Source organism: Dictyoglomus thermophilum H-6-12, assembly GCF_000020965.1.
GTDB lineage: Bacteria > Dictyoglomota > Dictyoglomia > Dictyoglomales > Dictyoglomaceae > Dictyoglomus > Dictyoglomus thermophilum.
The window spans coordinates 1,356,572-1,373,789 of the sequence record NC_011297.1 but is presented as its reverse complement, the minus strand read 5'-3'; the positions used below and the strand labels follow the sequence as shown (position 1 = coordinate 1,373,789).

Below are 17,218 nucleotides of genomic sequence, written 5' to 3'. Positions count from 1 at the left end.
TATGATTTCCTGTAAAAATATAATTCGCGAAGATGAAAATTTTTATACTTTAAAATTTAAGTGTACGGAGGATTTAGTTTCTCTCTTAAAAGGCGAGAATATAGGAGTAGTATATAAAGGAGATCAAAATCTACTTTGGGATGCCATTCTAACTGATTTAGCAATCTATTTTAGATTGAGAGATAGCTTTCCTTTTAGGCCTTTTTTACATGATGAGAAACTTGGTACTGGTGATCATCGTCTTATTCCCTTTTATGAAGATAATAATAGATATGTCATAACTGAAGATTATGCAGGAAAGCTAACAGGCGCAGTTTATATAAACCAAGATATAACATATGGACTTTTTTATGGGGTTCCTATAGAGCCCTCTGAATATAAAAATTTAAATTTCCAGTTGTCATGGATCGCAGATTCATGGAAAGATTATAAAGAAAACTTAAGGAAGGATGAAGAATTCGTTAAGGCCTTGGAGGATCTGGGTTTTCCCTTGAATTATGAGAATTATTCTCAGGTAACTAAAATTGGCCCTATTGCTAATAAAGAGTCATTGAGAAAATACTTTTGTAGAAATCCAAAAGCAGAAATTTATTATCTCTTTTCTAAATCTTTAGGGTGGTATGGAGTCGTACCTAAATATCCTGAGGAAATAAGTCTTTCCAGTGTATACATTAACGAAGAACTTAAAAGACACTTAGCTAAGTTATTTATTACTGGAGTTAGAGGGATTTTAAAGCAGGTAAGAGATAGAGAAAAGAGAAAGGAGATACTTGAAAGAGCTAGGAGGATAAGGAACCATGCTTTAGAATTATTGAAAGAAGAGATTTCTATAGCTGATTTTCAAATAAAGATGGCTAACTTTATTATAAAAGATGTGACAGGTATTGAGGTATATTTTGATAAGACCTCAGAGATGCTTAAGATTAGGAACTTAGAAGATTATGAAAATAAAGATTTTTATTACTTTTTTGATTTGTTATTAAGAAGTCCTGAAACTTTTGCAAGAGCATATAATACTGCATTGAATAAAGCCAAATTACCTTTAAAGAGATTTCATATAAAAAATAATGTTTTTCAACCTCCGTATTTTCTTGAAGTTTTTACCAAGCATAACGGGAGAAATATTTTAACAAGATGTAATATAGAAATTAAAAATACAGATCAGGAAGCTCACATTAGATTGTTTTCGCCTCATTGTTCATCGGAGACCATTACGAGTACAAGAAATATTAAAAATGCAAGAGATTTTTTGACTTCCCTTGTATTATCTAATAAATTTCCTAATGGTTTTGCTCTTATTGGAAAAGCAGGTCCTTTTATGGCTGAAATGAGAAGAATTCCAAGGGTTCTTGCGGTACCTGAAGAAGGCTCTAAGTATGCACCTATGGTAGATTATTTCTTAGGTGAGTTGAAAAAGGAAATTAAAGATATACCTGAAAGTCATCTTTTGAGGATAAATCTAAATTTGCTTGATAACCTTAGGTTTTTAGGAGATCTGAAGTTTAAGTTGCCAAGGTTTTTAAGTTTATATATTGGTGAGACGGAGATATCTGCAAAAGAATTTTCTAGTATTTGGAGAGGAAAAGTAGAAGAGGCTGAAAAAGTGCTTGAGTTGATAAAAGGTCTTGAGGCAGGACAATATTTTCATCTTGCCAATATAATTTTATGGGAAAAAGGACTTATGGATCTTTCAGATAGAAGCTATAAATTACTGAGTAAGCTGAAAGAAAAAGGATATAATAGGGAGTTTCAGAGATTAAATCTTCCTGAGAGTTTTTTGAAGATGCTACAGAACTTGGTTGAGGAACGCAGAAAGATAATAGATGAGATAAAAATGAAAAAAGAGGAGGCTCCAAAGGAGCTTTTTGAAGAGAGGGAATTTTTAGAGTATAAGATCCTATTTCTTTTTGCTGTACTTTTGAGGAGCCTCCTCCAATTTGAAAAATCTCTTAAATATTTGAATTATAGGCCTTATACCATTATTCTATATTTACTTTCACCAGAATTTCTTAAAGAATTAGCAAGCAAGGCAGAGATATACATTGAGAAGGTAGTTTTTAAGATTTAGCAACAAATTGAGGACAGCTGTTATCAGCTTTTACAGGAAGCCCAAAACAAGTTCCACGGGAAGGATCGTTAGGATTAGGTTGAAAGAATTTACAATTTTTACATTTTCTTTCCTCTGTCATATAAACACACCCCCTTTGCTCTTTTTACTCCTTAAATAATATTTTATCACTTTTGTATTTATACTTGTTTGTATTTATACTTGAAAAAATTTATCTTGTATAATAGATATTTAAAATTAACAGAAAGGAGAATTGGGATGAGAGAGAGATTAAAAGAACTACTTGAGAAGGTAAAATCTGGTGAAATTTCAATAGATAGAGCTATAGATGAACTTAGAATTTTACCTTATCAGGATCTTGGATATGCTAAAGTGGATCATTTGAGAGGTTTGATAAAGGGGTTCCCAGAGGTAATTTTTTCTCAGGGTAAAACTACTGATCAAGTGATAAATATAATGTTAGAGTTGCTAAAAGTTAATAATAGAGTTATAGCTACAAGGGCAACTTATGAGGTTTACAAGAGTTTAAAAGAACGTATTCCTGATGCAGTTTATTTTGATAGGGCAAGGATTATAGCTGTACTCAGGGAAGATGTGGAGAAAAAGGGTAAAATTGTAGTTGCTTGTGCAGGAACGGCAGATTTACCCGTAGCAGAAGAAGCGGCAGTGACGGCAGAGATTATGGGGAGCAATGTGGAGAGGATATATGATGTGGGAGTTGCTGGATTACATAGATTAATAGATCAGATTGATAAGTTTTATTCAGCCAATGTGGTCATAGTAGTTGCTGGTATGGAAGGTGCTTTACCTTCGGTGGTGGGAGGATTGGTGGCAAAACCTATAATTGCTGTGCCTACTAGTGTAGGATATGGAGCTAATTTTAATGGGCTTTCTGCTTTGTTGACCATGCTAAATAGTTGTGTACCTGGTATTGCAGTGGTGAATATAGATAATGGATTTTCAGCAGGTTATTTAGCAAACATGATAAATTTAATGGTGGAGGAGAATAAAAAATGAAAGCATTGTATTTTGATTGTTTTTCAGGAATAAGTGGAGATATGATACTTGGAGCTTTAATAGATTTAGGAATAGATGTGGAAAAGTGGAAAACTGAACTTAATAAAATTCCTGTAAAGGGATATAAAATTGAAATTTCTAAGAAGCAGAAGAATAGCATATGGGGAACAGATGTTAATATAATTATTGACGATCACCATTCTCATCGACATCTGGAAGATCTTTTAAAAATCGTAGATGAAAGTGGGCTTTCTGAAAATATAAAAACTAAGGCAAAAAATATTTTTTATAAAATTGCTGAAGCGGAAGCCAAAATTCATAACCAGCCTATAGACGAAGTTCATTTTCATGAGATTGGGGCTTTAGATACGATTATTGATGTCTTAGGATCTCTCATTTTATTAGAGATGTTAGAAGTTGAAGAGATTTACTCTTCTCCTCTTCCTCTTGGAAGCGGATTTGTTAATACTGCTCATGGGACTATACCTGTTCCTGCACCAGCCACTTTAGAGATACTTAGAGGAATTCCGGTATACAAAGATGGCCGAGAAGGGGAACTTGTTACTCCTACTGGTGCAGCTATTATATCTACTGTAGCAAATTTTGTTCAAGAATTGCCTCCCATAAGGGTTGATAAGATTGGTTATGGGTGTGGAAAGAAAGACTTTTCTTTTCCTAACCTTCTTAGGGTGTATGTAGGAGAATTAGTAGAAAGTACTGTTAAAGAGAGAAATATAGTGTTAGAAACCAATATAGATGATATGAATCCGCAGATTTTTGGTTACTTAGTAGAAAAGCTTTTTAAAGAAGGAGCACTGGACGTATTTTTGACACCAGTGTATATGAAGAAGGGAAGGCCGGGTATTTTACTTAGTGTTATAGCTCCTTTAGTTATGGAAGAAAGGCTTTCTGAGGTGATATTTAGGGAGACAACAACTCTTGGTATAAGAAAAATTTACGTAGACAAGAAAATAATGCCAAGGGAAATAAAGGAAATAGAAACAAAGTGGGGTAAGGTAAGAATAAAGGTAGCAAATATTAATGGAATAAGAAAGGCCTATCCTGAATATGAAGACTGTAAGAGTATTGCAGAAAGAGAGAATATCCCTTTAAAGGATGTAATTTTGGAGATTGAAAAACTAATGGAGAGGGAGTAGGGATATGATTGCGGTTATTGATTTTGGTTCCCAGTATACTCAGCTTATTGCAAGGAGATTTAGAGAATTAGGAGTGTATTCAGAAATTTATCCTCCTAATGTGAAATATTCTTTTTTAAATGAGAAAGGAGTAAAGGGAATAGTACTCTCGGGAGGACCTAACAGTGTATATAATACTGAATTAGAACTTGATAATGAGATATTTAATGGTGATATTCCTATTTTAGGGATCTGTTTTGGTTTTCAGTTAATGGCTAAATTTTTAGGAGGTGAAGTGAAGAAAGGGGAAAAAGGTGAATTTGGTCTTACAAGGATAAAGATAGTTAAAGAATCTGTCTTGTTTGAGGGGTTGGAGAAAGAAGAAAAAGTGTGGATGAGCCATCACGATGTGGTAACAAGGCTTCCTGAAGATTTTGTAGTTACAGCTATTTCGGAAAATGGTTTTATTGCCGGTGCACAGTCTTTAGAAAAGCCTTTCTTTGCTGTACAGTTTCATCCTGAAGTTTCTCACACTGAAAAGGGACAATTAATCATTGAGAATTTTGCCTTTAAGATTTGTGGAGCTGAGAAAAACTGGAATCTTGGTAGGTTTGTAGAAGAAAAAATAGAAGAGATAAGGAAACAAATTGGAGAAAATAGGGTGCTTCTTGCAGTAAGTGGTGGGGTTGATTCTACAACTCTTGCGGTTCTGTTGCAAAGAGCTGTTGGTGATAAGCTTACTGCTATATTTGTAGATCACGGATTGTTGAGAATGGGAGAAAAAGAAGAGGTAACAGAAGTATTAAAGAGACTTGGAGTTAATCTTGTGGTGGTTGATGCAGAAGAAAGATTTCTTGAGAAGTTAAAGGGAGTTGTAGATCCTGAGGAAAAGAGAAAGATTATTGGACATGAATTTGTGGAGGTATTTAAGGAGGAGGCAAAAAAGAGAGGTCCTTTTAAGTTTCTTGCTCAAGGTACCCTTTATCCTGATGTTATAGAAAGTGCTGCTTCTCATACTGGAATGGCTGCTAAGATAAAGACTCATCATAATGTGGGAGGACTACCTGAAGAGCTTGGTTTTGAGTTGATTGAACCCTTTAGGTATCTGTTTAAAGATGAGGTAAGGAGAATTGCGGAAATTTTAGGACTTCCTGAGAATATTATAAAGAGACAACCTTTTCCAGGGCCAGGACTTGCTGTAAGAATTTTAGGAGAAGTTACAAGGGATAAATTGGAGCTTTTGAGAAAAGCTGATTGTATCTTGATGGAGGAGATAAAAAAATGGGAAAAGTATGATGAAATATGGCAGTCTTTTGCAGTTTTACTTCCCATAAAAACAGTCGGAGTCAAAGGCGATTTTAGATCTTACGAATATGTTATTGCTCTTAGGGTTGTAAAGAGTGAGGATGGAATGACTGCAAATTTTGTTGAGGTGCCTTATGAGATACTTGGAAGAATAGCAAGAAGAATAACCAATGAGGTTTCAGGTATAAATAGAGTGGTATATGATCTTACTGATAAGCCACCTGCTACTATTGAATGGGAATAAAATTTTTATAAGGAGGATTGAATATGAAGGATATTAAAGTTTGGCTTACAGAGAAACAGTTAAAAAGGACCGCAGAAATCTTAAAGGAGAGAGGATACGATGTTTTCTTGGTAGAAAATAGGGAAGAAGCAAAAAATATAGTGCTCAAGTTAATTCCTGAAAATGCCACCGTAGGAATTGGTGGAAGTATAACTATAAGAGAAATTGGCGTAATAGAAGAGCTTGAAAAGAGGGGGAATAAGGTAATACACCATTGGAAGGAAGGTTTATCTCCCGAAGAAGACCTTGAGATAAGGCGACAAGAACTAATTTCAGATGTATTTTTATCTAGTGTAAATGCACTGACCTTTTCAGGAGAAATTGTAAATATGGAAGCTATAGGAAATAGAGTTGCAGCTCAGATCTTTGGCCCTAAGAAGGTAATCGTAGTGGTGGGAAGAAATAAGCTTGTAATAAATTTAGAGACTGCTATATGGAGGATTAAAAATGTAGTTACGCCTCTTAATGCAAGAAGGTTGAGATTGGAGCTCCCTTGTGCTGAAGAGGGATATTGTGTGGATTGTAATCATCCAAAAAGGATATGTAGAATAACTACTATACTTGAGGCTCCCCCTGCAAGGACTCCTTTTACTGTTATATTAGTTAATGAGGATTTAGGTTTTTAGGGGAATATATGAATAAATATAGGAATTAGAAATAAAGCTGGTAGAAGATTTGCTACTTTTATTTGCTTTATATTTAGTAGATTTAGAGCAATACCTAGTATTAGTACTCCTCCTACGGCTGTCATTTCCTGAATCACTATGGGGGTAAATAAAGGACTTATAACCTTAGCAAATAAAGTTATACCTCCTTGAACGATAAGCACTGAGATGGAGGAAAATATAACACCTACTCCAAGGGCTGAGGCAAGAGCAATAGAGGCAGTTCCATCAAGTAGAGCTTTAGTATATAGAATTTGAGGAGTTTGTCCAAGACCATCTTGTAGTGAGCCCATAATAGTCATAGGGCCTATGCAGTAAAGAAGTGTAGCTGTTAGAAAGCCTTTTGCAAATGTATTTTGTTCTCTTGCAAACCTCTTTTCTACTTCTAAGGAAAGTTTTTCAAGTCCATCATGTATCTTAAGAAGTTCTCCAATAATTGCTCCTACTACTATGCTAAAAACCAAGGCAAGGAACTTTTCTCCCTTTATAGCCATCCCCATTCCAAGAGGAAGACATATCAAACCGAGAGAATCCATTAATAGTTTTTGAAGACTTTCAGGTATCCTTTTCTTAAATATGGTACCTATTAATCCTCCAATAATTACTGCGATAGAGTTGAATATGGTCCCCATAATCTTACCCTTAGATTTCTTTTGTTATTTCATTTATCTTTTCAAGGAGATCTTTAATCTCAGGATGTGATAATAGGTAATATACTGATTTCCCTTCTCTTCTTGTTTTTAAGAGCTTGACTCTTTTCAACAAAGTTAGGTGCTGAGAAAGATTGGGCTGTCTAACATCGAGTATTTTAAGAAGATCTGAAACGGTTGCAGGATTTTGAGCTAAGATGAATATCAATTTTATCCTTAAAGGGTGCGCAAGAATTTTCAATATGTCACTCATATTTTGCAAGGCTTCATCAGATAAGGATATGTAATCTTCTTTTTTGGTCATAATTCGACCCTCCTTCCTTAACCAAGTAAGCATATTTTAACATAAAAAATTAAAAAATATTAACTTTTTGGTATAATTTCATTGTAAAATAATTTATTTAACTTTATGGAGGCGGAAAGATGCTTTATCCTAAAGAGAGTGAAACAAGAGAGGTAAAGGATTTGTCAGGAGTGTGGGAGTTTAGAACCGAATCTGATAAAAATTATATCCTCATGCCAGTTCCTGCAAGTTTTAACGACATCACACAAGATATTAATTTAAGAGATTATGTTGGCAGAGTATATTATAAAAAATCCTTCTTTATACCGGTTTATTGGAAAGAAAGAAATATTTTTTTGAGGGTGGGAGCAGCAGCTCATTTTTCTGAGGTTTATGTAAATGGTAATTTAGTGACTAAACACAAAGGAGGATTTCTTCCTTTCGAGGCAGAGATCTCTAAATTTGTAAATTATGGACAAGAAAATATTATAGAAATTATGGTAGACAACACTTTAACTTGGGATGTTCTTCCTCCTGGAGAATTAAAAGTTATTGAGGACGAAATGCATCCTAAAGGATATAAGGTTTTGAATTATTATTTTGATTTTTTTAATTACTCTGGAATTCACAGGCCTGTGGTAATATATACCACTCCTAAGGTATATATTAAAGATTTTTCTGTTATTACTGAACTAAGTAATAATTCTGCATTGGTAAAGTACAGTATTGAAAGTGAAGGTAATAATTTTCAAGTTATTTTAAGAGATAAAGATAAAAATATAGTAGCAGAGAATTTTGGTAAATCAGGAGTTTTAGAGGTAAAAAATCCAAAATTATGGGAGCCTGGAAATCCTTATCTATATAATTTAGAGATTAAACTTTTGGAAAAAGACAACTTTGATATTTATAGAATGGACATAGGAATAAGGACGGTAAGAGTAGAGGGAAAACAGTTTCTTATAAATGAGAAACCATTTTACTTTAAGGGTTTTGGTAAGCATGAGGACTCAGATATAAGGGGAAAAGGTTTAGATCAAGTTATTAACATTAAAGATTTTAATTTATTGAAATGGATAGGGGCAAACTCTTTTAGAACCTCTCACTATCCCTATAGCGAGGAGATACTTTTCCTTGCTGACCAATATGGGATAGCTGTTATTGAGGAAGCTCCAGCTGTTGGGTTAAATTTATGGAACCGTAATGAAAAAGTTTTTACTGAAGGAAGGGTTGATGGAAAGACATTAGAGCATCATTTAGAAATTATGAGGGAACTTATAGCGAGGGATAAAAATCATCCGAGTGTAATTATGTGGAGCGTAGCTAATGAGGCGGCAACTTACGAAGATGGAGCAGAGGAATATTTTAGGAGAGTTATAGAGGAAACAAGAAGGCTCGATCCTACAAGACCAATAACCATAGTAGAAAATACTAAGGCAAGTGAGACGAAAGTAAGTAAATATGTTGATGTGATATGTGTTAATAGATACTATTCATGGTATACCGATTCGGGAGATTTAAGTGTTATTGAATATCAACTTGAAAGAGATCTTAGAGAGTGGTATGAATTATACAGAAAGCCGATAATTCTCTCTGAGTTCGGGGCAGATGCTATTTCTGGATTTCATTCTGATCCTCCCTTAATGTTTACAGAGGAGTATCAACAAGAGATGATTAAAAGATTTGTGGGAGTTCTTGACAGGCTTGATTTTGTTGTGGGAGAGCATATTTGGAATTTTGCTGATTTTATGACGAAACAGAGTATAACGAGGGTAGTGGGCAATAAGAAAGGGGTTTTTACAAGGAATAGACAGCCTAAAATGGTGGCTCATTTTTTGAAAGAGAGATGGAGTAAATTACCTGATTTTTGGGAAAAATAGAATTATTGACAATGAACTATATATTTTCTATAGTATCCTATGTGTTATAAAATTCTATAAAAAATTAAAAAGGGAGAAATATGTTTGAGAATTTGACAAGCAGGCTTCAAGAAGTATTTAAAAAATTAAGAGGAAAAGGAAAGCTTACTGAAAAGGATATAGAAGAAGCCTTAAGAGAGGTAAGACAAGCTCTCTTAGAGGCTGATGCTCATTATAAAGTTGTTAAGGAGCTTTTGAATAATGTTAAGGCAAAGGCTTTACAAGAAGATGTCTTAAAAAGTGTTACTCCTGCTGAGCAGATAATAAGGATATTGTATTATGAGCTTTTAAATATTCTTGGGGGCGAAAAGGCAGATCTAAATTTAGGGAGTAAAAAACCAGGAATAATTTTAGTGGTGGGGTTACAAGGATCAGGTAAGACAACTACTTGTGCAAAACTTGCCTATAAACTTGCTCAAGAACAGAGAAGAGTTCTTCTAGTAGGAGCAGATACTTTTAGGCCTGCTGCAGGCAAGCAACTTCAAATTCTTGCTGAGAAAATTAAAGTCCCTGTTTATGTGGATGGAAAAGGTCCCTTCGAAATAATTGATGGGGCTTTAGAGGTAGCTAAAGAGAAGTTATCGGATGTTATGATTGTTGATACTACCGGGAGACTTCATATTGATGAAGAGATGATGAACGAATTAAATGAATTAAATAAAAGATATAATCCTTCGGAAATATTACTTGTAGTAGATGGAATGACAGGACAGGATGCTGTAAATATTGCTGAAAAATTTAATGAAAAATTGCCTCTGACTGGAGTTATTTTGACGAAGATGGATGGAGATGCTCGTGGTGGTGCAGCTTTGTCAGTTAAGGCTATTACTGGTAAACCGATTAAATTTATAGGAGTAGGGGAAAAAATTGAAGATTTAGAATATTTTTATCCAGATAGGTTAGCTTCAAGAATTCTTGGAATGGGTGATCTTGCATCTCTTGTAGAGAGGATAGAGAAGAATATAGAATTAGAAAAGATGGCAAAACTTGAAGAAAAATTAAAAAAGTCTAAATTTGATCTTGAGGATTTTTATATTCAGTTAAAGGAACTTAAAAAGGTTGGGACTTTTGATCAGATATTAGACATGCTTCCTTATTTTCCTAAAAACAAAATAAACGTAGAGCTAAGTGAGAAAGAAATCAAAAAATTTCTTGCTATAATAGAGTCAATGACGCCAGAGGAAAGGAGAAATCCTTCCATAATTAATGGAAGTAGAAGACAAAGAATTGCGAAAGGAAGTGGTACTTCAGTACAGGATGTAAATAGACTCTTAAAGCAATATTTTCAGACTTTAGAATTGATAAAGCAGATAAACAAAGGGAAAAAATCTATATTCCCATTTCTTAGGTAAGATTTAAATAATTTAAGGAGGTGATTTTAGTTGGTAAAGATTCGTCTTACAAGGGTTGGTGCAAAGAATAAACCAGCTTACAGAATAGTTGCTATGGACAGTAGAGAACCAAGGGATGGCAAACACTTAGAGATCTTAGGATTTTATGATCCTAAGACAGATCCAGCTACTATTCAATTGAAGGAAGAAAGAATTCTGTATTGGCTTAGCCAAGGCGCACAACCTACCGATACTGTTCTTAGTATTCTTAAAAAGTACGGTGTTTGGGATAAGTTTTTAGCAATGAAGACATCCGCTAAGAGTTCTGCGTAAAGGGGGCTTTGGTGGATGAAAGAACTTTTGGAATATATTATTAAGGCTATTGTTCAGAAGCCCGAAGAAGTTGAGGTTAGGGAGGTTGAAGGAACAAAGTCTGTAATTCTTGAAGTAAAGGTTGCTCCAGAGGATAGAGGCAGAGTAATAGGAAAGCAAGGGCAAACGGTTAAGGCATTACAGACTATTGTAAGAGTTGCTGGACTTAAAAAGGGAAAGAAGGTTGTAATTGAAGTTCTACAATAAAGGATGAAATCTCGTTTGGTAAGAATAGCCAAGTTAGGTGAGCCTTTTGGTATAAAAGGTGGTATTAAAATTTGGCCCTTCTTTGATTTAATTGGCACTTTAAAGAAGGGACAGAAGATCTATTTATCTTGGGGCGATACTCTACTGGTAAGAAGGGAGCTCTCTTTAGAGAATATAAGAGAGCATAATAAAGGGTATGTAATTTATTTCTCTGAAATATTGACAAGAGATGAGGCGGAAAAGATTAGAGGAAACTGGCTTCTGATAGAGGAGGAGGATCTACCAAAACTTCCAGAAGGTCAATATTATACTTATCAGATAATGGGCCTTTCAGTGTACGAAGAAAGTGGAGAATACTTAGGAAAGGTTAAGGAGATACTTGAAACTGGTAGTAATGATGTATATATTGTGGAGGGAGAAGAGGAAGATATATATATTCCTGCAATTAAAGATGTGATAGTCGAGATAAATTTAGAGGAAGGAAAAATTGTTATAAGAAAAATGAAAGAATATTAAAAATGTTAAGGATAGATATAATAACAATTTTCCCTGAGATGTTTAGAGGTCCTTTTGATGTTAGTATTTTGAAAAAGGCTCAGGATAGAGGTTTTGTAGAAATTAAAGTGCATAATTTGAGGGATTTTACAGAGGATAAACATAGGACTGTAGATGATTATCCTTATGGTGGCGGTTCAGGAATGGTGATGAAGCCTGAACCCATATTTAAGGCTGTGAAAACTTTAAGAAAAGAGAAAAGCGAAGTAATTTTACTTTCGCCAAGTGGAGATTTATTTAATCAGAAAATTGCGGAAGAATTATCAAAAAAGGATCATCTAATATTAATATGTGGGAGATATGAAGGAGTAGATGAAAGAGTGAAGAAAATAATAACAAGAGAGATATCTATAGGAGATTATGTGTTGACTGGAGGAGAAATACCTGCAATGGTTTTAGTAGATGCTATAGTAAGGCTTATACCAGGAGTTTTGGGAGATCCTAATTCCTTGAAAGAAGAATCTTTTCAGTGGGGCATATTAGAATATCCTCAATATACTCATCCAAGAGAGTTTGAGGGTATGGAAGTTCCCGAGATTTTACTTTCTGGAAACCACAAGGAAATTAGAAGATGGAGGAGAAAAGAGGCTTTGAGAAAGACTTTTTTAAAAAGGCCTGATCTTCTTGAAAAAGTAGAGTTAACTCAAGAAGATCTTGAACTTTTAGAAGAAATTAAAAAAGAACTAAGAGAGGAGGTATAAGAGATGGATCTTATAATTCAGAATTTAGAGAAGGAGTATATGAAAAAAGATATTCCTGAAATATGGCCAGGAGATACCGTAAGAGTGCATTATCGTATAGTAGAAGGGGATAAAGAAAGGATACAAGTTTATGAGGGAGTCGTAATCGCCAAGAAGCATGGTGGTATAAGAGAGACAATTACAGTAAGAAAGGTTGTTCAGGGTGTAGGAGTAGAAAGAATCTTTCCTCTCCATTCTCCTTTGGTAGAGAAGATTGAGGTAGTGAGAAGAGGTAGAGTAAGAAGAGCAAAACTTTACTACTTAAGAGAGAGAAAGGGTAAGGCTGCTAAGATAGCTGAGAGGGAAGAAAATGAAGGATAAACTTTTAGAGATATTTAGAAATATACTTTCTAAGAGACAGGAGCTAAAGCAACATGAGTGGTACGATCTTCTTGAGACTATTGTATTAGCATTTATACTAGCGTTCATAATAAAGAGCTTCATATTGCAGATATCTTATATTCCTACAGGGTCGATGATACCTACATTAAATGAAAGAGAAGCAGTTCTTGTAATAAGAATACCTTATTATTTTAGAGAACCTAAAAGAGGAGAAATCATTGTTTTTAAATATCCTGAGGATCCTACAAAGGAGTATGTAAAAAGATTAATAGGTCTTCCTGGAGATACGGTAGAGATAAAAAATGGCATAGTTTATGTTAATGGAAAGGTGTTGGATGAGCCTTATGTGAAGAATAAAAGTTATGATAATTATGGACCAGTAAAAGTGCCTGAAAATAGCTATTTTGTCCTTGGTGATAATAGACCTGTAAGTGTAGATAGTAGATATTGGGGATTTGTGCCAAAGAAAAATTTGGTAGGAAAAGCAGTACTTCTCTTATGGCCTCCTCAAAGAATAGGCCTTGTGCATTAGGAGAAAGAGAAAGAGAACTTTGGTATTATTTTAAATACATTGCAGGAGTGGATGAGGCAGGGAGAGGAGCACTGGCTGGTCCTGTCTATTCAGGAGCAGTCATCCTTCCTCCCTTTTCTTCTATTCCTGTAAATGATTCTAAATTGTTAACTCCAAGAGAGAGGGAAGAACTTTTTGAAATTATTAAAAAGGAATCTTTATGCTGGAGTTTTGGTTATGCAACAGTGGAAGAGATTGAAAAATTTGGTATCTTACAGGCTACTTTTTTAGCAATGAAAAGGGCTGTAGAAGGATTGGAGATTAAGCCTGAGTATTTGCTTATAGATGGGAATATTCCTATACCTGATATTGACATACCACAAGAGACTGTAGTGAAGGGTGATCGAAGATGTTTGAGTATTGCCTCAGCTTCTATTGTAGCTAAGGTTTTAAGGGATAAGTATATGAAGGAGTTAGACAAAGAATATCCTGAATATGGCTTTGGTAAACATAAAGGTTATGCTACAAAGGAACATAGAGAGAAGATAAAAGATTTAGGCACTCTTGTGATCCATAGAAAAGGTTTTAAACTTTTATGAACAATAAAGAAATAGGTAAGTTGGGGGAGGACTTTACCATAGATTTTTTAAACAAAAGGGGGTTTATTATTTTAGAGAGAAATTACAAGGTCCCTTTGGGAGAGGTGGATATCATTGCACAGAAGGGAGATCTTTTAATTTTTATTGAAGTAAAGACCAGAAGAAATTTGGATTTTGGCATACCTGCTGAAGCAGTGGATCGTACAAAGCAGACCAGAATTAAGAAGATAGCTGAGCTATATATAAGTACTAAAAAACCTAAATTTAAAAAAATAAGATTTGACATCATGAGCATAATCTTATCTAAATCAGGGAAAATTTTAGATTGGGAGTATCTAATTAATGCTTTCTAAAATAAAGTCAGCGACTCTCTGGGGATTAAATTGTTATGAGGTAGAGATTGAAATTGATATTTCCAGTGGTGTACCTAGTTTTAACATTGTAGGACTTGCAGAGCAAGAGATTCAAGAATCTAAGGAAAGGGTAAGATCTGCTCTTAAGAATTCAGGATATGATTTTCCTTTAAAAAGAATAACCATTAATCTTGCTCCTGCAGATTTAAAAAAGAATAGTCCTTTGTTTGATTTGCCCATTGCGATAGGCATTCTTTCTACATCTATGAAGTTTAATTTTAATCCTGAAGAAACAGCCTTTTTTGGAGAACTCTCTTTTGAGGGTAAGATAAGAAAGGGTAGAGGGTTGTTGTCTTTGGTTTATGAGCTAAGAAATAAAGGTTACAAAAGATTTTTTATACCTAAAGAAAATGAATTTGAGTGTGCTTTGATAGATGGTGTTGAGATATATGCTGTATCTCATATCTCAGAGGTAGTAAAGTTTTTAACAGGAGAAGCTGAGATAAAACCTTTAAAATACAATTTTCCAAATTACAAACCAACTTTTAGCGAGGATTTTTCTTTTATAAAAGGACAAGCTTATGCTAAGAGAGCCTTAGAAATATCTGCAGCGGGAGGTCACAACGTTCTATTAGTAGGTCCTCCTGGTACGGGTAAAACTCTTCTTGCAAGGACCTTTCCTTCTATATTGCCTCCTCTTACTTATGAAGAGGCTTTTGAAGTAACTCAGATTTATAGCGCTGCTGGCCTTTTAAATAACGAATCATTAATATTAGAAAGACCTTTTAGAAGTCCTCATCATACTGTGTCTTATGCAGGTCTTCTTGGGGGTGGTTCTACTCCTCAAATTGGAGAAGTAACTCTTGCCCATAGAGGAGTTTTATTTTTAGATGAGCTTCCTGAGTTTAGAAGAGATGTTTTGGAGGCGTTAAGACAACCCCTTGAGGAAGGTAAAATTGTTATTTCAAGGTCAAAATATACAGTAGTTTATCCTGCTCAATTTATTCTAATTGCAGGCATGAATCCTTGTAAGTGTGGATATTTCGGAGATAAGGAAAAGGAGTGTACTTGTTCTCCCTATGAGGTTAAAAAATATTGGTCAAAGGTTTCTGGTCCTCTTTTAGACAGAATGGATATTAGGGTATACGTGGGTAGAATTGAGAAAGATAAGATATTTAGTGATACCCAAGAAGAAAGTTCAGAAGAGATAAGGAATAGAGTACTTAAAGCTAGAGAGGTACAGAAAGATAGATATAAAAAAGAGAGATTCTGGTTGAATTCTCAATTGACTCCAAAATCTATAAAGAAATATTGTATTCTTTCTAAAGAGACACAGGGCTTTTTGATAAATGCTGTGGATAAAAAGAATTTGTCAATGAGAGCTGTGGATAGATTGATAAAAGTAGCAAGGACTATTGCAGATTTAGAAGAAAGTGAGTATATTAAAATAGAGCATTTAGCTGAAGCCTTATCCTATAGAGGTCTTGAGGATTTTATCTCAAGTTTATAGAAGTCTTTTTAGAAAGGGGGTATTTTTCTTGTTTCAAGCATTAGCCAAGTATTTTGGTTTCAAGGAAAAGGATACATCATGGTCCAATGAGATCATAGCAGGACTTACCACTTTTGTTACCATGGCATACATCTTATTTGTTAATCCAAACATATTAGGCGATGCAGGTATGCCTAAAAGTGCAGTCTTAATGGCAACAGCTATAGGAGCTGGGATAGCAACTCTTACTATGGGGCTTTATGCAAAGCTTCCCTTTGCCCTTGCACCAGGAATGGGCTTGAATGCTTATTTTGCTTATTCAGTATGTCAAGGATTAGGACTTCCATGGCAAGTGGCTTTAGGTGCAGTATTTATTGATGGTTTAATCTTCCTTATATTGTCCATACTGCCTGTTAGAAAGTGGATTGTACAATCAATTCCTCTTAACATAAAGCTTGCCACATCGGTAGGTATTGGATTATTTATTGCATTAATTGGCCTAAAATCTGCAGGAATTGTAGTAAAGAGTGATGCTACTCTTGTGACTCTTGGATCTTTAAAAACTCCGGAAACTCTCCTTTCTATTTTTGGAATAATTGTCATAGCTTTGCTTATGGCTTTGAATGTAAAAGGGAATATCCTTATTGGTATACTAATTACCACTATTGTGGGGGCTTTTATCAAGGGATCAAATGGAGAATATATTACACATTTTACAGGTAATATAATTGCTTTACCTAACTGGAGTGAGTTTTCGAAGACCTTTTTAGCATTAGATATATTAGGGGCTTTAAAGTGGGGATTCTTTTCTATAATTTTCACTTTTACCTTTGTGGATATGTTTGATACAGTAGGTACTATTTCAGGTCTTGCTTCTAAGTTGAATATTCTAAAAGAGGATGGAAGTTTTGAGGGGGCAGAAAGGGCTCTTGTGAGTGATGCTGTGGGAACTATAGCAGGAGCTCTCTGTGGTACTTCTACTATTACTACTTACGTAGAATCAGCATCTGGTATTGCAGAGGGAGGAAAAACAGGAGCAGTTTCTTTGATTACAGGGCTTCTTTTCCTACTTTCTATTGTTTTCTGGCCTCTTGCGGGTATAATTCCATCTGCAGCTACCGCTCCTGCTCTTGTTATAGTTGGCTTTCTTATGATGGAACCTATATTAAAGGTTAATTTTAAAGATGTATCAGAAGCTCTCCCTGCATTTATAACCATTATTGCAATGCCTTTCACATACTCAGTGGCCAATGGTTTAATCCTTGGTATTTTAAGTTATGTATTATTAAAGCTTCTTACTGGAAAAGTAAAGGAACTTAATCCTGTTTTAATAGTCCTCTCCATACTCTTTATCCTTTATTTCATCTTTTAAGGAAGAGTGGGAAGGAGAAAGTTT

The 17,218-nt window shown here is 34.7% G+C and carries 20 protein-coding genes; 17 read left to right on the top strand and 3 right to left on the bottom strand.

The genetic code is table 11. The annotated features are described in order from the left end of the window. Window position 1: 1 nt before the first annotated feature. The gene (locus DICTH_RS06935; protein ID WP_012547054.1) at window positions 2-2,068 is read left to right on the top strand and encodes a hypothetical protein; all 2,067 of its coding nucleotides are present in this window, start codon (window positions 2-4) and stop codon (window positions 2,066-2,068) included. Here DICTH_RS06935 and DICTH_RS10330 read toward each other — a convergent pair. Then, on the bottom strand, window positions 2,058-2,189 hold the full coding sequence (locus DICTH_RS10330) for a hypothetical protein (RefSeq protein ID WP_012547949.1): 132 nt from the start codon (window positions 2,187-2,189) through the stop codon (window positions 2,058-2,060). The two genes, DICTH_RS06935 and DICTH_RS10330, sit on opposite strands and share 11 nt — an antisense overlap. 137 nt (window positions 2,190-2,326) lie before the next feature. On the opposite strand from DICTH_RS10330, the gene larB reads away from it, so the two are divergent. The 4 genes from larB to DICTH_RS06915 are packed head-to-tail and all read left to right on the top strand — an operon-like array spanning window position 2,327 to window position 6,435. Beyond that, window positions 2,327-3,085 (top strand): nickel pincer cofactor biosynthesis protein LarB, encoded by a 759-nt coding sequence (gene larB, locus DICTH_RS06930; RefSeq protein ID WP_012548123.1) that lies wholly within the window; start codon window positions 2,327-2,329, stop codon window positions 3,083-3,085. Continuing rightward, complete coding sequence (gene larC, locus DICTH_RS06925) at window positions 3,082-4,242, top strand: nickel pincer cofactor biosynthesis protein LarC (RefSeq protein WP_012548144.1); 1,161 nt, start codon at window positions 3,082-3,084, stop codon at window positions 4,240-4,242. Before larB ends, larC begins: the two co-directional genes overlap by 4 nt. A gap of 4 nt (window positions 4,243-4,246) precedes the next feature. After that, a complete protein-coding gene (gene guaA, locus DICTH_RS06920) occupies window positions 4,247-5,770 on the top strand; it encodes a glutamine-hydrolyzing GMP synthase (RefSeq protein ID WP_012548379.1) in 1,524 nt (507 codons plus the stop codon). A 23-nt stretch (window positions 5,771-5,793) separates the two neighbouring features. Further along, entirely contained in the window at window positions 5,794-6,435 is a 642-nt protein-coding gene (locus DICTH_RS06915) for a lactate utilization protein (protein ID WP_012547406.1), read from the top strand. Here DICTH_RS06915 and DICTH_RS06910 read toward each other — a convergent pair. Further along, the gene (locus DICTH_RS06910; RefSeq protein WP_012548205.1) at window positions 6,432-7,106 is read right to left on the bottom strand and encodes a DUF554 domain-containing protein; all 675 of its coding nucleotides are present in this window, start codon (window positions 7,104-7,106) and stop codon (window positions 6,432-6,434) included. The genes DICTH_RS06915 and DICTH_RS06910 overlap by 4 nt on opposite strands. A 10-nt stretch (window positions 7,107-7,116) precedes the next feature. Continuing rightward, the gene (locus DICTH_RS06905; RefSeq protein ID WP_012548050.1) at window positions 7,117-7,428 is read right to left on the bottom strand and encodes an ArsR/SmtB family transcription factor; all 312 of its coding nucleotides are present in this window, start codon (window positions 7,426-7,428) and stop codon (window positions 7,117-7,119) included. Between the two features lie 119 nt (window positions 7,429-7,547). Between DICTH_RS06905 and uidA the strand changes: the two genes are divergently transcribed. The 12 genes from uidA (at window position 7,548) to DICTH_RS06845 (ending at window position 17,194) form a co-directional block, all read left to right on the top strand. Next, window positions 7,548-9,284, top strand: a complete 1,737-nt coding sequence (gene uidA / locus DICTH_RS06900; RefSeq protein WP_012547217.1) for a beta-glucuronidase — start codon at window positions 7,548-7,550, stop codon at window positions 9,282-9,284. A gap of 80 nt (window positions 9,285-9,364) precedes the next feature. After that, window positions 9,365-10,675: a signal recognition particle protein gene (gene ffh / locus DICTH_RS06895; RefSeq protein ID WP_012547765.1), complete on the top strand. Its 1,311-nt coding sequence runs from the start codon at window positions 9,365-9,367 to the stop codon at window positions 10,673-10,675. A 30-nt stretch (window positions 10,676-10,705) separates the two neighbouring features. Then, window positions 10,706-10,987 (top strand): 30S ribosomal protein S16, encoded by a 282-nt coding sequence (gene rpsP, locus DICTH_RS06890; RefSeq protein ID WP_012546978.1) that lies wholly within the window; start codon window positions 10,706-10,708, stop codon window positions 10,985-10,987. 15 nt (window positions 10,988-11,002) lie between these two features. After that, window positions 11,003-11,233, top strand: coding sequence for a KH domain-containing protein (locus DICTH_RS06885; protein WP_012547534.1), 231 nt, complete (start codon window positions 11,003-11,005; stop codon window positions 11,231-11,233). A gap of 15 nt (window positions 11,234-11,248) precedes the next feature. After that, the gene (gene rimM, locus DICTH_RS06880; RefSeq protein ID WP_012548626.1) at window positions 11,249-11,749 is read left to right on the top strand and encodes a ribosome maturation factor RimM; all 501 of its coding nucleotides are present in this window, start codon (window positions 11,249-11,251) and stop codon (window positions 11,747-11,749) included. Between the two features lie 2 nt (window positions 11,750-11,751). After that, window positions 11,752-12,489: a tRNA (guanosine(37)-N1)-methyltransferase TrmD gene (gene trmD, locus DICTH_RS06875; protein WP_012547228.1), complete on the top strand. Its 738-nt coding sequence runs from the start codon at window positions 11,752-11,754 to the stop codon at window positions 12,487-12,489. Between the two features lie 3 nt (window positions 12,490-12,492). Further along, the gene (gene rplS, locus DICTH_RS06870; RefSeq protein WP_012548412.1) at window positions 12,493-12,849 is read left to right on the top strand and encodes a 50S ribosomal protein L19; all 357 of its coding nucleotides are present in this window, start codon (window positions 12,493-12,495) and stop codon (window positions 12,847-12,849) included. Further along, window positions 12,839-13,402 (top strand): signal peptidase I, encoded by a 564-nt coding sequence (gene lepB, locus DICTH_RS06865; RefSeq protein WP_012547465.1) that lies wholly within the window; start codon window positions 12,839-12,841, stop codon window positions 13,400-13,402. The genes rplS and lepB overlap by 11 nt, the downstream gene beginning before the upstream one ends. Beyond that, window positions 13,369-13,980 (top strand): ribonuclease HII, encoded by a 612-nt coding sequence (locus DICTH_RS06860; protein ID WP_012547333.1) that lies wholly within the window; start codon window positions 13,369-13,371, stop codon window positions 13,978-13,980. Before lepB ends, DICTH_RS06860 begins: the two co-directional genes overlap by 34 nt. Next, the gene (locus tag DICTH_RS06855; protein ID WP_012548087.1) at window positions 13,977-14,333 is read left to right on the top strand and encodes a YraN family protein; all 357 of its coding nucleotides are present in this window, start codon (window positions 13,977-13,979) and stop codon (window positions 14,331-14,333) included. Before DICTH_RS06860 ends, DICTH_RS06855 begins: the two co-directional genes overlap by 4 nt. Further along, window positions 14,323-15,843 carry a YifB family Mg chelatase-like AAA ATPase gene (locus DICTH_RS06850; protein WP_012547060.1) on the top strand — a complete coding sequence of 507 codons (1,521 nt, stop codon included), beginning with the start codon at window positions 14,323-14,325 and terminating at the stop codon, window positions 15,841-15,843. The genes DICTH_RS06855 and DICTH_RS06850 overlap by 11 nt, the downstream gene beginning before the upstream one ends. Before the next feature lie 28 nt (window positions 15,844-15,871). Further along, the gene (locus DICTH_RS06845) at window positions 15,872-17,194 is read left to right on the top strand and encodes an NCS2 family permease (protein ID WP_012547869.1); all 1,323 of its coding nucleotides are present in this window, start codon (window positions 15,872-15,874) and stop codon (window positions 17,192-17,194) included. The last annotated feature ends 24 nt before the right edge of the window (window positions 17,195-17,218 follow it).

What these genes read in the sequence shown, in the direction of transcription:
- ffh (WP_012547765.1), top strand. Translation starts at nt 9,365, where the DNA reads ATGTTTGAGAATTTGACAAGCAGGCTTCAAGAAGTATTTAAAAAATTA.
- DICTH_RS06885 (WP_012547534.1), top strand. Translation starts at nt 11,003, where the DNA reads ATGAAAGAACTTTTGGAATATATTATTAAGGCTATTGTTCAGAAGCCC.
- lepB (WP_012547465.1), top strand. Translation starts at nt 12,839, where the DNA reads ATGAAGGATAAACTTTTAGAGATATTTAGAAATATACTTTCTAAGAGA.
- DICTH_RS06905 (WP_012548050.1), bottom strand. Translation starts at nt 7,428, where the DNA reads ATGACCAAAAAAGAAGATTACATATCCTTATCTGATGAAGCCTTGCAA.
- larC (WP_012548144.1), top strand. Translation starts at nt 3,082, where the DNA reads ATGAAAGCATTGTATTTTGATTGTTTTTCAGGAATAAGTGGAGATATG.
- DICTH_RS06935 (WP_012547054.1), top strand. Translation starts at nt 2, where the DNA reads ATGATTTCCTGTAAAAATATAATTCGCGAAGATGAAAATTTTTATACT.
- DICTH_RS06860 (WP_012547333.1), top strand. Translation starts at nt 13,369, where the DNA reads ATGGCCTCCTCAAAGAATAGGCCTTGTGCATTAGGAGAAAGAGAAAGA.
- DICTH_RS06850 (WP_012547060.1), top strand. Translation starts at nt 14,323, where the DNA reads ATGCTTTCTAAAATAAAGTCAGCGACTCTCTGGGGATTAAATTGTTAT.
- trmD (WP_012547228.1), top strand. Translation starts at nt 11,752, where the DNA reads ATGTTAAGGATAGATATAATAACAATTTTCCCTGAGATGTTTAGAGGT.
- DICTH_RS06915 (WP_012547406.1), top strand. Translation starts at nt 5,794, where the DNA reads ATGAAGGATATTAAAGTTTGGCTTACAGAGAAACAGTTAAAAAGGACC.
- guaA (WP_012548379.1), top strand. Translation starts at nt 4,247, where the DNA reads ATGATTGCGGTTATTGATTTTGGTTCCCAGTATACTCAGCTTATTGCA.
- DICTH_RS06855 (WP_012548087.1), top strand. Translation starts at nt 13,977, where the DNA reads ATGAACAATAAAGAAATAGGTAAGTTGGGGGAGGACTTTACCATAGAT.
- DICTH_RS06910 (WP_012548205.1), bottom strand. Translation starts at nt 7,106, where the DNA reads ATGGGGACCATATTCAACTCTATCGCAGTAATTATTGGAGGATTAATA.
- uidA (WP_012547217.1), top strand. Translation starts at nt 7,548, where the DNA reads ATGCTTTATCCTAAAGAGAGTGAAACAAGAGAGGTAAAGGATTTGTCA.
- DICTH_RS10330 (WP_012547949.1), bottom strand. Translation starts at nt 2,189, where the DNA reads ATGACAGAGGAAAGAAAATGTAAAAATTGTAAATTCTTTCAACCTAAT.
- rplS (WP_012548412.1), top strand. Translation starts at nt 12,493, where the DNA reads ATGGATCTTATAATTCAGAATTTAGAGAAGGAGTATATGAAAAAAGAT.
- larB (WP_012548123.1), top strand. Translation starts at nt 2,327, where the DNA reads ATGAGAGAGAGATTAAAAGAACTACTTGAGAAGGTAAAATCTGGTGAA.